The sequence below is a fragment of the Frateuria sp. genome (genome assembly GCF_035943815.1).
GTDB lineage: Bacteria > Pseudomonadota > Gammaproteobacteria > Xanthomonadales > Rhodanobacteraceae > Frateuria_A.
Map to the genome: position 1 here is coordinate 212,281 of NZ_DASZBU010000010.1, position 14,714 is coordinate 226,994.

Consider the following 14,714-nt stretch of genomic DNA (forward strand, 5'->3'; position numbering starts at 1 on the left):
CTGGGCTGAGAACCATGAATCGCGAGGTGCCGCGCATGCATCCGCGGCTACGGGGTATCCATCATGAACGATTTTCCGCAATCCGTTACCAGGCGCTACGCCGATCGTGCGGACGCCGCCCGGCAGCTGGCCGAGGCGTTGGCTGACTACCGCGGGCAGCGTCCCCTCGTGCTCGCCATTCCGCGTGGAGGCGTTCCGGTCGGCCGGATCCTCGCCGATGCGCTGGACGGCGACCTGGACGTGGTCCTGGTGCGCAAGCTCGGATCTCCGGTCAACTGCGAGGTAGCCATCGGCGCGGTCGACGAGCAAGGCCACATCCAACGGCTGGCTCGATGCTGTCCCGACGGGGTGGGCATGAACTACGTGCGTGCGGAAGCCGCGCGGCAGCTCGCGGTCATCCGCAAGCGCCGCCTCGCCTACAGTCCGGGGCGCCATCCGGTCGATGCTGCCGGCCGCGTGGTCATCGTGGTCGACGACGGCCTGGCCACCGGCGCCACCATGCGCGCCGCGCTGGAAGCCGTGCGCCAGCAACGTCCCGCCCTGCTGGTGGCCGCCGTGCCGGTTGCGGCACCGGACAAGCTGGAGGATCTGGCCGACCTGGCCGACGAGATCGTGTGCCTCCACGCGCCGGCGTATTTCCGCGCCGTTGGGGCGTTCTACCGCGACTTCCGGCCGGTCGACGATGTCGAGGTGTTGCGGCTGCTGTCGGTTCCATCGAAGTCCGCCGCGGGGCTGCCGGCCCCCGAGCCGCTCACGTTCGAGTTGCCGGACGTGCGCTTGGCGGGCGACCTGGCAGTGCCGCAACGTGCGCGCGGGCTGGTGATCTTCGCCCACGGCAGCGGCAGCAGCCGGCACAGTCCGCGCAACCGCAGCGTGGCGCAAGCACTGCAGCAGGCGGGCATCGCGACGCTGCTGGTGGACCTGCTGACCCCGGAGGAAGAACAATCGCGCGCTTCGGCCTTCGACATCGCCGCGCTCACCGACCGGCTGGCTGCGATAGTGGCCCAGATCAAGGGCGACACCGCGCTGGCCAAGCTACCGCTGGGCCTGTTCGGTGCGAATACCGGCGCCAGCGCGGCCCTGGCCGTGGCCGCGTACCGTCCGCGCGACGTCGTCGCGGTCGTCTCGCGCAGCGGGCGGCCCGACCTGGCCGGGGCCGGCACGCTGACGCGTGTGACTGCACCGACGCTGTTGATCGTGGGTGGCGAGGACAGTCACGTCCTGGCGATCAACCGCACCGCTCAACGCCACATCTCCGGCAAGAACGAGCTGGCGGTGGTGCCGGGAGCGACTCATCTGTTCCACGAGCCCGGCACGCTCGATGCGGCCGCGAAGCTGGCTCGCGACTGGTTCACGTGCTGGCTGGGTGGGCGCGTGCGCGCACCGCGCAGGAAACCGGCGGACGGGCGAGACGCTGGACGGCTGGCCGGCTAGGGCTGGATGCGTCCGTCAACGATGCGGATGCGCCGGTCCGCCTGGGCGGCGAAGTCGGGATCGTGCGTCACCACCGCCACCGCACGCCCTTGCTCGTGCGCCAGCGCCAGGACGGTACGCTGCACGTTGCGGCTGGTGACGCTGTCCAGGTTGCCGGTCGGTTCGTCCGCCAGCACCAGCATCGGATCGTTGGCCAGCGCGCGGGCGATCGCCACGCGCTGGCTCTGGCCGCCGGAAAGCTGGCGCGGCCACTTGTCGCGCTGTGCTTCCAGGCCGAGGCCGCCAAGCAAAGCGCGCGCCCGTTCGCGGATCGCCGCGTCGTCGAAGGCGCCAAGCCGTCGCATCGGCAGCATGACGTTCTCGCAGGCGCTGAACTCCGGCAGCAGGAAATGCGACTGGAACACGAAGCCGATCGCGCGCAGCCGCGCCCAGGAACGCTCGGCTTCGCCGTAGTCGGCGGTGTCGTCGCCGCCGAGCCAGACCCGGCCCTCGCTCGGCAGGTCGAGCAATCCCATCAGGTAGAGCAGGGACGACTTGCCCGAGCCGGAGGGGCCGGTGATCGCCACGCATTCGCCGCCGTCGACGTGCAGGCTCGCGTCGTCCACCAGGGTGACCGGCACCTCGCTCTGAAGCCGGCGGGTCACGTGCTCCAGGCGGATCGCCTCGGCCATCAGGTGCCCCCGCGCAGCACGTCGACCGGCTCGACCTTGGCCGCGCGCCGGGCCGGCAGGTAGGCGGCGGTCATCGCTGCAAGCATCGCCACGCCCGCGGCCAGGGCGAACTGGAACAGACTCCAGTCGATCGCCAGGTAGGTGATGTCCGTGCTGCCGGGGACGCGAAAATGGATGCGCATCAGCCCGACCATCAACAGACAGCCGAGCCCGATTCCGAAGACGTTGCCCAGTGCGCCGATCAGCGCACCCTGCGCGAGAAACATGCGCTCGATGTCGCTCGCCTCGAAGCCCATCGCGCGCAGGATGGCGATATCGCGCTGCTTCTCCAGGACCACGGTGGAGATCACGTTGTAGATGCCGAACGCGGCCACCACCAGCACCGCGCCGACCACGGCGAACATGATCACGCGGCGGATCGCCAGGGCGCTCATCAGGTCCTCGGAGCGCTCCTGCCAGGACACGGTCTTGTAGCGCACGCGCTGTTCGATACGAGCCGCTTCGGTACGTGCGGCATTGGGGTCGGCCAGTCTGATGATGATCGTATTGATGCGGTTGGGCCGATCCAGCATGGACTGCACCCGCTTGAGTGCGACGAAGGCCTGGCCCGCGTCGAAATCCGACCGCCCCGTGTGGAACAGGCCGATGATCTTGAAGGTGCGCACCTGACCGGTCGTGCTCGCCAGGTTGAGGTTGTCGCCCATCGACAGGCTCATCAGGCGGGCCAGCTCGTCGCCGATGACCAGGCCGTTGGGATTGACCTCCAGACCGTCCAGCGACCCGCGCACCATGTAGCGCCGGATCGTCGACACCCGTGCGTATTCGCTGGCGACGATGCCGTTGAGCCCGATCGCGCGGTCCTTGCCGGCGAAGCTCGCCAGCGCCTGGCCGCTGAGCAGCGCCGACGCCTGCAGGCCCGGGGTCCGGCGCAGGAAGTCCAGGATCTGGGGGTAGCCGCGGATGCCGCGCGTCTCGGTCTGCGGCACCACGTGGTGCAACTGCACCACGGCATGGGAAAAACCTGCGTCACCGGTTGCAGGGTGGGGTTGCGGTAGTCGTCCCCGATGGTGATGTGCGGCGCGTTGTCGACGAGCCGGCGGATGATGTCCAGCTCGGAGCCGCGCATCATGGCCGAGATCGACAGGAAGAAGGACACGCCCAGGACCACGCCAAGCAGCGAGACGATGCTCTGGCGCCGGCGCGCCAGCAGGTGCCGCGCGGCGATGGTGACGAGCAGGCGGATCATCGCGCCGCTCCGGCGGAAGCCACGCGGACCTTGGCGTTCTCGTGCAGGCCCTGCGCCGGCGCCACGACCACCGTGTCGTCGGGCGACAGGCCGGTGGCGATCTCCACCTGCCGCTCGCCGCGGATCCCGGTGGTCACGCGCCGCGACTGCAGGCGGCCCGCACGTACCAGCCACACCCGGTCGCCGTCGAGGGCGGTGTCGGGCACCAGCAGGGCATGGTCGTGCCGGCGCACGATGATGTTGACCTCGGCGGTCATGCCCACGCGCAGCGGCGTACGCCCGTCGATCCCGATGCGCACGCGGTAGCTGCGGGCGGTCGGGTCGCCCTTGGGGGTGACGCTTTGCACGCGCCCCTGGAACAGCTGGCCGGGAAAGGCGTCGGCGCGGATCAGCACGGGCTGCCCCGGCGTCACCCGCGCGATGTCTTCCTCGTCCACGTCGGCGGTCACGCGCGGTGGCGAATCGACGGCCATCCAGAACACTGCCTGGCCCGGCGTCATCAGCTGGCCGATCTCGCCGTCGCGCCGGATCACGGTGCCGGCGGTGGGCGCCAGCAGCCGGGCATAGCGCAGTTCCGCCGCCGCGCGGTCGGCGGCCGATCGTGCCGAGAGCCAGTCGGCGCGCGCCTGGTCGTACTGCACGCGTGCGATGACGCCGCGCGGGAGCAGGGCCGCATAGCGCTTGTACGAGGCCTGCGCGAACGCCGCCTGCGAGCGCAGCTGCGCCAGGCTGCTGGCCAGGTCGGTGTCCTCCAGCCGGGCCAGTTGCTGGCCGGCGCTCACGCGGTCGCCTTCGTCGACGTCCAGTTCGACCAGGCGCGCGGTGATGCGCGCGGCGATCGGCAGCATGATGGTGGACTCCACCGTGCCGGTGGCGTAAACCGCTTCGATCGCCTGGCCTCGATGCGGCTGCACGACCGCAACCTGCGGCGGCAGCATCCGCCAGCTCACCAGCGCGACCAGCCCGAGGCCGAGCGCGATGCTTACGAGCCATGCCAGGACGTGACGGCGGCGTGCCGGACGCGGTGAAGCGACGGGGGCGATGGCCGGTTTGGCGGGGAGTGCATCGTCTGGCATTCGCGTGGCTCCGCGGAAGCGGGGCCATCCGAAGCACGCCGAACCGTTTCGCCCGAAGCATAGGGCGCCATCGGCGGGTGCCCTTGATGCACGTCAAGGAGTGGGTTCTGCAGGGATGCGATGCGGCGGCTTGATGTCGATCAATCCTCGTTCGGCCGTGCGGCGTAGCGTCCGAGCCGGTCCCTGCCGGATGTCGAGCGCGGGGACTTCCCCCCATCTCAATGGAGGCTTGCATCATGAACATGCTCACCCGCTGGAACCCCGCAAGGTCCCTTTCTCGCGCAGACCCCAACGATTTCGACGACTTCTTCCGCGGTTTCGGTCTGCGCCCGATGTTGCGGGACCTGGAAGTGGCGCCCGAGATCCGCGTCGATATAACCGAGAACGACGGTGCCTACGAGATCGAAGCCGACGTACCCGGCGTGCGCAAGGAAGACATCGACGTCACGATCGACGGCAGCCTGGTCTCCATCACCGCCGAGGCCCGACGTGAGTCGGAGAAGAAAGACGGCAGCCGCGAAGTGCGCACGGAGCGCTACTACGGGCAGGTGTTCCGCTCGTTCAGCCTGCCCACCGACGTGGACGACGCCAAGGCACAGGCCCGCTACGAGAACGGCGTGCTGAGGCTGCACCTGCCCAAGAAGGAAAACGGCCAGCAGCGGCGCATCAAGGTCGGCTGATACGGAAATCGGGTGTCTGGGGGCGTCCCGCGTGGACGCCCTTTTTTTGCCTCAGGCGCGGTCCGCCAGGCGCTGCGCGGGGCTGGCCGTTGCTTGCGCCTGCACCTGGGCCGGGCGATCGGCCTGCTGCACGATCGCCTTCAGGTCGTCGCCGCTGAGCGTTTCGTGCAGGAGCAGTTGCGTCGCCGCCGCGTCCAGTCCAGTCCGGTGGCGCCGCAGCACGTCGGTCGCCGAGAGCAGGGCCTGGTCGAGCAACTGGCGGACGGAACGGTCGATGGCCGCCGCGGTGACCTCGGCATAGCGACGCGGCTGCCAGGCGTCGCCGGCGGTACCGAGCAGGGGCGCCACGTCGGTTTCGTAGCTGACGGTACCGAGCTCGCCGATCATCCCGTGATGCGTCGCCATGCCGCGCGCGAGGGCCGTCGCCTTGACCAGGTCGTCCGCGGCGCCGGTGGAGGCCTCACCGAAGACCATAAGCTCGGCGGCGCGTCCGCCCAGCAGCATCGCCAGGCGCTGCATCATTTCCTGCCGCTGCATCAGGAAGCGGTCTTCGGTCGGACGCTCGATCGTGTAGCCGAGCGCACCGATGCCGCGCGGCACGATGGAGAGCTTCTGCACTTTGGTGTCGCCCGACAGCTCGAGGGCGACCAGCGCATGCCCGACCTCGTGGAAGGCGACGATACGGCGCTCCCGTGCGCTGAGCACCCGGCTGCGCTTCTCCAGGCCGGCGACCACGCGCTCCAGCGCGTTGGCCAGGTCGTCCATCCCCACCTCCGAGGCGCCCCTTCGCGTGGCCAGCAGCGCGGCCTCGTTGGCGAGGTTGGCCAGGTCCGCGCCGCTGAAGCCGGTGGTGAGGGCGGCGATTTCCTCGACGTTGACGTCCCTGCCGAGCACCAGCTTGGCCAAGTGAACACGCAGGATGGCAACGCGCTCCTGCTTGTCCGGGCGATCGACCAGGATCTGGCGATCGAAACGACCTGCCCGCAGCAGGGCAGGGTCCAGGATCTCCGGGCGGTTGGTCGCGGCGAGCAGCACCACGCCACTGCTGGGGTCGAAACCGTCCATTTCCTTGAGCAACTGATTGAGCGTCTGCTCCTTTTCGTCATGCCCGCTGGTCGGCAGGGAGGCACCCCGCGCGCGGCCGACCGCGTCCAGTTCGTCGATGAAGATGATGCACGGCGCCTGCGCACGCGCGTTCTCGAAAAGGTCGCGCACGCGCGCCGCGCCGACGCCGACGAACAGCTCGACGAATTCGGACCCGCTTATCGAGTAGAACGGAACGCCCGCCTCGCCGGCCACCGCGCGGGCCAGCAGCGTCTTGCCGGTTCCTGGTGGCCCCACCAGCAGGATGCCCTTGGGCATGCGCGCCCCCAGCCGCCCGTATTGCTTGGGGTTGCGCAGGAAGCTGATGACCTCCCTTAGTTCGTCCTTCGCTTCGTCCTCCCCGGCCACATCGGCAAACGTGACGTGGATGTCCCGCTCCACGTACATCTTGGCCTTGCTCTTGCCCACGCTCATCAGGCCGGACGCGGGGCCGCCATCGGTCGCCCTGCGCATCAGCCCCAGCCACAGGAGGGAAAGGAGCAGGCCGGCAGCCAGCCAGGCGAACACCTGGAAGGAGGGACTGGAAGGCGGCTCCCCGCTGAACTCCACCTTGGCTGCGGCGAGTGCGTCGGCAAGCCCCGGCTCGACCGGAACCGTGGTGAACGGGCGCGGTGCCGCTCCCGGATTCGCGGGCTTGAACGTCCCGCTGATTTCATTCTGGCCGACCCGCACGCTCTGGATCTGTCCGGCAGCCAACGCTGCGCGAAACTGGCTGTAGGGAACGGCTTCCTGCCGGGGTCGGGGCAGCGACAGCTGCAGCGCGAGCAGAACGCCCAGCGGCACGAGGAAGTACCAGAGGGAGAGGCGCCGCGGAGTGTCCATGCGTCGTTTATGCCCGCCTGCCGCATGCCGCATTTGATGCAGATCAAGCCGGCGGGCGGGAGGCGGCCACTACCCGGCCGGATGGCCGGATTCGCTCCGGATGGCCGACCATCGATGCTGGAGGTACGCCTCCGCGGCGTATCGGCGCATCATCCGGTGCGCGTTGAAGTAGCTGGCGAGCTTGCTTACCGATTGCTTCATCATGCCGATCCAGCCGGCGCGGTTGCGGTGGTACAGCGGCAGCACGATCTGCTCCAGGCAATCGTAGAGTTTGCGGCTCGCGGCTGCTTCGTCCTGCTCGGCGCCCAGCGACCATCCGGTGACGCCATCGATGCAGCCCTCGACCCACCATCCGTCGAGCACGCTCAGGTTGAGCACGCCGTTGGCGGCGGCCTTCATGCCGCTGGTGCCCGAGGCCTCCAGCGGCGGCAGCGGTGTGTTGAGCCAGACATCGCAGCCGGCCACCAGGGCCCGGGCGGCGTCCAGGTCGTAGTCGGGCAGGAACACCAGACCGAGCCGGGGCGCCAGGTCCCGGGCAAGCGCAAGCAATTGCCGCACCAGTTGCTTGCCTTCCTCATCGCGCGGATGCGCCTTGCCGGCCATGATGACCTGGAAGGGCGACTTCGCCTGGATCGCAAGCAGCCGTGCCGTATCCGCAAACAGCAGCGTGGGCCGCTTGTAGGCCGTCATGCGGCGGGCGAAGCCCAGGATCGGCAACCGTGCATCCAGCCTCACTCCGGTGCGGTCTGCAACAAATGCGATCAGCTCGTCGCGCGCCTGCGTATGGGCCTGCCACACGTCGGCATCGGGCATCTGGTCGAACCGTGCCAGGGTCTCCGGATCGTGCACCCAGCAGTTGGAGCAACGGTGGAAGAGGGCGGCGAATGCCGGGTGCACCCAGTCCGGCAGATAGACGCCGTTGGTCACCGCGCGCACGTCGTAGCCCGGGAACAGGTGCGTTGTCACCTCCGCGTGGCGCACGGCCACACCGTTGACGAAGCCCGCCAGGTTGAGCGCCAGCTGGGTCAGGTTGAGCATGTCGGCGCCGGCCAGGAGGCGCACCTGGGCGCTTGCGAGATAGCCCGGGAGCAGGCGTTCGTACAGGGCATACGGGAAGCGATCGTGCCCCGCCTCCACCGGCGTATGCGTGGTGAAGACGCATGACCTCCGCACCGGCCCGGCATCGAAGCCCAGCTCGCCGGCGCCCACCGTATCCGGCGGCAACGAATAGCGGCGCAGCAGCTCCAGTCCAAGCAGCGCCGCGTGCCCCTCGTTCAGGTGATAGGTGCTGATTTCGAAACCGAGCGCGTGCAGGACCCGCACGCCGGCGATGCCCAGCACGATCTCCTGCTTCAGGCGATAGGTGGAGTCGCCGCCGTACAGCACGCCGGTGATCTCGCGGTCTTCCGGGTCGTTCTCGGGCAGCTCGGTATCCAGCAGCAACACGGGGGCTACCTGACCGAGGCGGCCCTGCAGGCGGTAGAGCCAGGGCCGCACCCAGACCTCCCTGCACTCGATCAGGACGGCCACCTTGGCGCGCAGGGGATGGACGAAGTCTTCGGGTGTCCACGGGTCGGCCGAATCGAGCGGGCCCTGGGCATCCAGCGTCTGGCGCAGGTAGCCATCCCGCGACATCAGGGTGACGAACACCATCGGCAGTTCCAGGTCCGCGGCGGCCCGTGCCGTGTCGCCCGCGAGCACGCCCAGTCCGCCGGCGTAGGTATGCATCCGCGGCTCCAGCGCGATCTCCATCGAGAAATACGCGATATGCGTGCGCGGCAGGTAAGGCCCGATGGCCGCAACGTCCGCGGGCGCAAACGGAACCGCCCCATCCGCGGGGGCGGGAGTCACGTGCGCGATTCCATTTCGCGCGCCTGACTGCGGGTCAGCGCGCGGCTCATCTCCTGCAGGTAGACGCCCAGCGCGCCGTAGATGTCGTCCAGGCTCAGCAGCCCGCACAGGCCGCCCTTGTCGTTGAGCACCGGCAGGCGGCGGATGCCGCGCAGGCGCATGCGCGCCACGGCGTCGAGCAGCTGCTCGTCGTGCGAGCAGACGGCCGGATCGCGGCTCATCACTTCGTCGACCCGCAACTGCGCGCAGGGCGCCCCGGGCGCGACGACCTCCACGACGATGTCGCGGTCGGTCAGTACCCCGACGGGAATGCGCTCGCCATTGGGCTGCTCGACGACCACAAGCATGCCGACGTGCTGCTTGCGCATGACTCCCGCCGCTTCGGTCACCGACGCGGCGGGGCTGATCGAAACGACCTGGTGCGTGCATATGTCGTGGACTTGCATGGCCGGCTCCTCTCCCTGCGGGAAAGGAGCGTCCGCCGACGAGCGAGGATACGAGTTGACCTCGGTCAATCACCGTCGAGGGCGGCGCGGCAGCCTGCATCGCGACGCCAGTTGAGCGGTGTCAATTCGCAATCTCCGCTACGGAGTAAAGCAGGCAACGGGACCGGAACCGCATGTGTGGTGGAGTTCCTGGCGTTACCGCAAGTTGGCGATGACGCCACTCGGATGGGCCGCTTGCGCCGAGCGAGGATGCAATGGTTACCAGGTCGACATGGGCCGCCGCCGGAATCCTGCTGGCCTTGTGCCCAGGGGGTGGCCTTGCCTGGGGAGCGGTGCAGGGCGCGACGCAGACCGGGGCGCAGACCAGCCACCGCATGAAATCCCTTGACGAGGAGCTGAAGGGAAAGAAGTACCTCAAGCAGGCCAGGATCCAGCCCGAGCAGGCCAGGACGCTGGCGCTCAGGGCATTCGACGGCCGGATCGTCTACGAGCGCATCGAGAGCAAGCCCGGCGGCAGTGGGCTGCGCTACTCCTTCGTCATCAGGAACAGCCGGGCTGAGAAGCGCCGGGTGGACATCGACGCCAACGACGGTGCCACTCTGGAAAACACTCCGACTCGCGAGCGCTGGTGAGCGGCATGGAGCCGGATGCGCTCCGACCTGACGCAAGGAAGGCCTGCGACCTTGCCGTGGCCATCGTGAGGATGGGCAGCCGATGAACGACTCATCTGTACCCGGTAGCGACATCCTGCTCGAGGAGATCGGCAGGCTGCTGCGTGAGCTGCACCCAAGGGACACGCAGACACCAGCCGTATGGATGGGCGCACAACTGGACCGCGACCTCGGCCTGGACAGTCTTTCGCGGATGGAGCTGCTGATGCGGCTGGAGAAGCGGTTGCACGTCTCCATTGCGGAAACACTCGCCGTCGAGGCACGCACGCCAGCCGAACTGCTGCGCGTCCTGGCGGCCTCCTCGCCGCGGGCGGTCACGGACGTCGGCCCTGCCGAGGCATTGGCGAGCCCGGTCGCGCTGGCGACACCCGAGGACGCCCGGACGCTGCCGGAGGTGCTGGCCTGGCATGCGCGGCAGCATCCGGACAGGATGCACGTTCGCTTCGCCGGCGGCGACGCCGATGGCGTGCAACTGACGTATGCGGGGCTCTATGCCGCAGCCGGCGAGGTCGCAGCCGGCCTGCAGCGGGAAGGCCTGCACGAGGGCGAACCGGTGGCGCTGATGTTTCCGACCCACCCGGACTTGCTGGTCGCCTTCTTCGCGGTCATGTTCGCCGGCGGCGTACCCGTGCCGCTGTACCCACCGCTGCGACCCGGTGAGCTTGCCGACTACTGGGGCCGCCAGACGGGCATCCTGCGCAATTGCGGCGCGCGATACCTGCTCGTGGCGCCGGCTATTTTCGCGCATCGCCATACGATCGGGGCACTGGCCGGAGGCGTCGAACGGTTGCTCACGGTCGGCTCGCTGCGCGGGCACGGAGAGCTGTCGGGGCCGGCGCCGCGGCGCGCAGACCATCTCGCCATGCTGCAATACACCTCGGGCAGCACGGCCGATCCCAAGGGCGTGATGCTCAGCCACGACAACCTGCTCGCCAACATCCGCCTCATGGGCCGCCAGGTAGGTGCCTCGGCCAGGGACGTCTTCGTCAGCTGGCTGCCGCTCTACCACGACATGGCCTGATCGGCGCTTGGCTGGGCAGCCTGTATTTCGGCATTCCCCTGGTGCTGATGCCGCCGCAGGCGTTCCTGCTGCATCCGGAGCAGTGGTTGCGCAGCATGGACCGCTTCGGCGCCACCCTGTCGGCGGCCCCCAACTTCGCCTACGAGCTGTGCCTGCACCGGGTCGAGGACAAGGCGCTCGATGAGCTGGATCTCCACCGCCTGCGCCTCTGTTTCTGCGGCGCCGAGCCGGTGTTTCCCGACACCCTGGAGCGCTTCACCGCACGCTTTGCCCGCACCGGGCTGTCGCCCGGGGCCCTGCTTCCCGTCTATGGGCTTGCGGAAAACAGCCTGGGCCTGACCTTTCCGCCGGTCGGGCGGGGCATGGGCGTCCTTCGCGTTGAGCAGGATCGCTTCCTTCGCGATGGCGAGGTGGTCGCCACCGACGATCCCGCAATGCCGTCGCTGCGGTTCGTCTCCTGCGGCGTACCCCTGCCCGGGCACGAGGTGCGCATCGTCGATGACTACGGCCATGAACTGCCTGAAGGACGGCAAGGACGCATCCAGTTCCGGGGTCCTTGTGCGACCGCCGGCTACTACCGCCAGCCGCAACTGACCCGCGACCTGTTCCACGGCGCCTGGCTGGACACCGGTGATCTGGGCTTCGTGCGGCAGGGCGAGCTGTACCTCACCGGCCGGGCCAAGGACCTGGTCATCCGCGCCGGGCAGCACCTGCATCCGCAGGTCATCGAGCAGGCGGTTGGCGAGGTGCCCGGCATACGCCGTGGCCGCGTGGCCGCGTTCGGCACGCAGCGGCAAGGGACGGAACGCCTGGTCGTCGTCGCCGAAACGCGGGTGACGGACGCGTTGCAGCGCCAGGGCGTGCAACGCGCCGTCAACGCGGCCGTGCAGGCTTGTGCCGGCGCGCCCGCCGATGAGGTCGTCCTCGCCGCGCCGGGGGCGATATTGAAAACCTCCAGTGGCAAGTTGCGGCGGTCGGCGTGCCGGGCCGCGTTCGAAGGCGGTCACGTGGATACGCCGGACCGCTGGCGTCTGCTGGCCGTGGTGGCGCGTTCCCAGTGGGACCGCTTGCGACGGTTGGAGCGCCACGCCGGCTTGCTTGCCTACGCGGGATACGCATGGCTACTGTTGGGTCTGGCCGCGCTCCCCTTGCTGGTGTGGCTCGCCTTGCCCCTGCCTTTGGCGGCGCGGTGGTGGGCCGCACGCCGGCTGCTGGGGATGGTAGCGACGGCGACTGGCATCCGGCTCCAGGTCGGCATGGCGGAAGCCTTGCCCGAGGAACCGTGCATCTTCGTCAGCAACCATGCCAGTTACGCCGATGCGCTGGCGCTGGTCTGCGCGCTTCCCAGGCCGGTGGCGTTCGTCGCCAAGCAGGAGCTCGCGACGCTGCCGCTGGTGGGCTGGATGCTGCGCCGGCTCGGCGCGGTGTTCGTGGCGCGCTCCGACCCGCACACGCACGCGCAAGCCCTGCAGCGGGTCAGCCACGGCACGGGCGACGTGCTCTTCTTTCCGGAGGGCACCTTCCGCAGCATGCCGGGCCTGGTGCACTTCCGCCTTGGAGCCTTCGTCGCGGCAGCCGAGGCCGGCATGCCGGTGATACCCGTTGCCTTGCGGGGGACGCGCGCCGTGCTGCGCGACGACGAATGGCTGCCGCATCCGGGCGCCATCGTGGTCACGTTCGCCGCCGCGATACATCCCCGCACGACCACCGACGCGTGGACCGAAGCGCTGTGGCTTGCCGCCGAGGCCCGCAAGCCCATCCTGGAGCATTGCGGCGAGCCTGACGCCGGCGGCGAGCGTCCGGATATGCCGGACGCGCGAGGCCGCTAGCCGCGCATGGTGCTCGCCAGGCGCGCCTTCAAGGCGGCCAGCGGCAGCGTATTGACGACGTCCTTCGCCTCGATCCAGCCGCGGCGCGCCTGGCCCACACCGAAGCGCAGCGCGGCGAAGCCGGCGGCATCGTGCGCGTCGCTGCCGATCGCCAGCGGCACGCCGGCGGCCTTGGCCAGGCGGCAGTGCACGTCGTCCAGGTCCAGCCGGTCCGGATGCGCGTTGGCCTCCAGGAAGCAGCCGCGTTCCCGCGCGTGGCGCACGACGCGCTCGAGGTCCACGGCGTAGCCGGTGCGTTCCCCGATCAGGCGCCCGGTCGGGTGCGCCAGGATGCTGAAGCAGCGATGGTCCATGGCGCGCAGCAGCCGCGTGGTCTGGCGCTCGCGCGAGAGGTTGAAATGGCTGTGCACGGCACCGACGACCAGGTCCAGGCGGCCCAGCAGGTCATCGGGTAGATCCAGGCGGCCGTCCTCCAGGATGTCGACCTCGATGCCCTTGAGCAGTACGGGGCCGGCATGGGTCTGGTTGAAGCGGTCGATGGCCTCCGCCTGCGCCAGCAGCCGGCGTCGGTCCAGGCCGCCGGTGACGGCCAGGCCGTGCGAGTGGTCGGTGATCGCCAGGTATGCCAGCCCGGCGGCGGCGGCGGCGCGCGCCATGGTTTCCAGGTCGGCGCGGCCGTCGCTGGCGTCGGTGTGGCTGTGCAGATCCCCGCGCAGGTCCTTCAGTTCGATCAGCGCGGGCAAGCTGCCGGCGGCGGCGGCTTCGATCTCCCCGGCATCCTCGCGCAACTCCGGCGGGATGAGCGGCAGGCCGACGCAGGCGTACACCGAGGCCTCGGTGAGCCCGGCGACGCGCCGGGCGCCGCGGTAGACACCGTACTCGTTGATCTTCAAACCGCGCTTGCGCGCGAGGCCGCGCAGGGCGAGGTTGTGCGCCTTCGAGCCGGTAAAGTAGACCAGCGCGGCGCCCACGCTCGCGGGCCTCACCACGCGCAGGTCCACCTGCAGTCCGCTGCGCAGCACGACGCTTGAGCGGGTGGCGCCCTGCGCCAGCACGTGCTGCACCAGCGGATAGGCAAGGAAGCGCCGGGTCAGTGCAAGGCCTTTGCCGGTCGCGACCAGCACGTCGATGTCGCCGACCGTCTCGCGCCAGCGGCGCAGGCTGCCGGCCAGCAGCACCTGCGCCGGCTCCTGCGCGGCCCCGAGGTAGGCCGCCATCGCCTCGGCCTGCTGCAGGGCGGCGACGATCTTCCAGCGCGGCGTGGTGCCGAGGGACAGCTCGGCCGCCTCCAGCAACTTGTGCTCGGTGTCCTTGCCGAAACCCTTGAGCGTCCGGATGCGTCCGGCGCGGGCGGCGCGCAGCAGTCCGCCGACCGAGCCGATGCCCAGTTCGTCGTGCAGCCGTTGGGCACGGCGCGGGCCGAGTCCGGGCAACTTCAGCAGCGCGGTGAGGCCGCGCGGGTGGGAGCCGCGCAGCTCACGCAACAGCTTGCATGAGCCGGCCGCCAGGGTCTCCTCGATCTTGCCCGCCAGGTCGTCGCCGATGCCCGGCAGGTCGGCCAGGGCGTGCTCGGCGCCGCGCCACGTATCCAGCGGCTGCGGCCAGCCGCCGACGGTGCGGGCTGCGTTCCTGTAGGCGCGCACGCGGAACGGGTTGGCGCCATCCAGTTCCAGGAAGTCCGCTATCTCGTCCAGAGCGGCTCCGACTTCGGCGTTGCTCGCGGTGATTGCAGGGGACGTGGTCGACGCGGTGGACAGGGCTGGGGACTGAATCATGGGGGTCTCCGATGCGGCCCAACGCTGGCAGCGTCGGTGCAGGAGGGCTTGACGCCGATCAAGTTTCCCCCGCGCGTATCGCGCAATG

At 69.6% G+C, this 14,714-nt stretch carries 10 protein-coding genes and 1 pseudogene; 4 read left to right on the forward strand and 7 right to left on the reverse strand.

The window, feature by feature from the left end; all coding sequences use genetic code 11:
• Nucleotides 1-63 precede the first annotated feature (63 nt).
• Complete coding sequence (locus VGU65_RS06940; RefSeq protein ID WP_327474052.1) at nt 64-1,434, forward strand: alpha/beta family hydrolase; 1,371 nt, start codon at nt 64-66, stop codon at nt 1,432-1,434.
• On the opposite strand, the gene VGU65_RS06945 is transcribed toward VGU65_RS06940, so the two are convergent.
• The 3 genes from VGU65_RS06945 to VGU65_RS06955 all read right to left on the reverse strand — a co-directional run bounded on the left by VGU65_RS06945 (nt 1,431) and on the right by VGU65_RS06955 (nt 4,427).
• Complete coding sequence (locus VGU65_RS06945; protein ID WP_327474053.1) at nt 1,431-2,105, reverse strand: ABC transporter ATP-binding protein; 675 nt, start codon at nt 2,103-2,105, stop codon at nt 1,431-1,433. The two genes, VGU65_RS06940 and VGU65_RS06945, sit on opposite strands and share 4 nt — an antisense overlap.
• The gene (locus VGU65_RS06950; protein ID WP_327474054.1) at nt 2,105-3,112 is read right to left on the reverse strand and encodes an ABC transporter permease; all 1,008 of its coding nucleotides are present in this window, start codon (nt 3,110-3,112) and stop codon (nt 2,105-2,107) included. Before VGU65_RS06950 ends, VGU65_RS06945 begins: the two co-directional genes overlap by 1 nt.
• 235 nt (nt 3,113-3,347) lie before the next feature.
• Entirely contained in the window at nt 3,348-4,427 is a 1,080-nt protein-coding gene (locus VGU65_RS06955) for an efflux RND transporter periplasmic adaptor subunit (protein ID WP_327474055.1), read from the reverse strand.
• A gap of 236 nt (nt 4,428-4,663) precedes the next feature.
• Between VGU65_RS06955 and VGU65_RS06960 the strand changes: the two genes are divergently transcribed.
• Nucleotides 4,664-5,107 carry an Hsp20/alpha crystallin family protein gene (locus VGU65_RS06960; protein ID WP_327474056.1) on the forward strand — a complete coding sequence of 148 codons (444 nt, stop codon included), beginning with the start codon at nt 4,664-4,666 and terminating at the stop codon, nt 5,105-5,107.
• A 51-nt stretch (nt 5,108-5,158) separates the two neighbouring features.
• Here VGU65_RS06960 and ftsH read toward each other — a convergent pair whose 3' ends face one another.
• The 3 genes from ftsH to VGU65_RS06975 form a co-directional block, all read right to left on the reverse strand.
• Entirely contained in the window at nt 5,159-7,033 is a 1,875-nt protein-coding gene (gene ftsH / locus VGU65_RS06965) for an ATP-dependent zinc metalloprotease FtsH (RefSeq protein WP_327474057.1), read from the reverse strand.
• 69 nt (nt 7,034-7,102) lie between these two features.
• Nucleotides 7,103-8,884 carry an alpha-glucan family phosphorylase gene (gene glgP / locus VGU65_RS06970; protein ID WP_327474058.1) on the reverse strand — a complete coding sequence of 594 codons (1,782 nt, stop codon included), beginning with the start codon at nt 8,882-8,884 and terminating at the stop codon, nt 7,103-7,105.
• Nucleotides 8,881-9,330, reverse strand: a complete 450-nt coding sequence (locus VGU65_RS06975; RefSeq protein WP_327474060.1) for a CBS domain-containing protein — start codon at nt 9,328-9,330, stop codon at nt 8,881-8,883. Before VGU65_RS06975 ends, glgP begins: the two co-directional genes overlap by 4 nt.
• A 374-nt stretch (nt 9,331-9,704) precedes the next feature.
• Between VGU65_RS06975 and VGU65_RS06980 the strand changes: the two genes are divergently transcribed.
• Nucleotides 9,705-9,962, forward strand: a complete 258-nt coding sequence (locus VGU65_RS06980; protein WP_327474062.1) for a PepSY domain-containing protein — start codon at nt 9,705-9,707, stop codon at nt 9,960-9,962.
• 180 nt (nt 9,963-10,142) lie between these two features.
• Nucleotides 10,143-12,851 (forward strand): annotated as a pseudogene (locus VGU65_RS06990) (AMP-binding protein); the annotation flags it as partial.
• Here the strand turns inward: VGU65_RS06990 and polX are convergent.
• Entirely contained in the window at nt 12,848-14,626 is a 1,779-nt protein-coding gene (gene polX / locus VGU65_RS06995; protein ID WP_327474066.1) for a DNA polymerase/3'-5' exonuclease PolX, read from the reverse strand. The pseudogene VGU65_RS06990 and the gene polX overlap by 4 nt on opposite strands.
• Nucleotides 14,627-14,714: the final 88 nt, after the last annotated feature.

Coding starts and splice junctions, on each gene's coding strand:
- VGU65_RS06940 (WP_327474052.1), top strand. CDS start 64: ATGAACGATTTTCCGCAATCCGTTACCAGGCGCTACGCCGATCGTGCG.
- VGU65_RS06945 (WP_327474053.1), bottom strand. CDS start 2,105: ATGGCCGAGGCGATCCGCCTGGAGCACGTGACCCGCCGGCTTCAGAGC.
- VGU65_RS06955 (WP_327474055.1), bottom strand. CDS start 4,427: ATGCCAGACGATGCACTCCCCGCCAAACCGGCCATCGCCCCCGTCGCT.
- VGU65_RS06960 (WP_327474056.1), top strand. CDS start 4,664: ATGAACATGCTCACCCGCTGGAACCCCGCAAGGTCCCTTTCTCGCGCA.
- ftsH (WP_327474057.1), bottom strand. CDS start 7,033: ATGGACACTCCGCGGCGCCTCTCCCTCTGGTACTTCCTCGTGCCGCTG.
- VGU65_RS06975 (WP_327474060.1), bottom strand. CDS start 9,330: ATGCAAGTCCACGACATATGCACGCACCAGGTCGTTTCGATCAGCCCC.
- VGU65_RS06980 (WP_327474062.1), top strand. CDS start 9,705: ATGAAATCCCTTGACGAGGAGCTGAAGGGAAAGAAGTACCTCAAGCAG.
- polX (WP_327474066.1), bottom strand. CDS start 14,626: ATGATTCAGTCCCCAGCCCTGTCCACCGCGTCGACCACGTCCCCTGCA.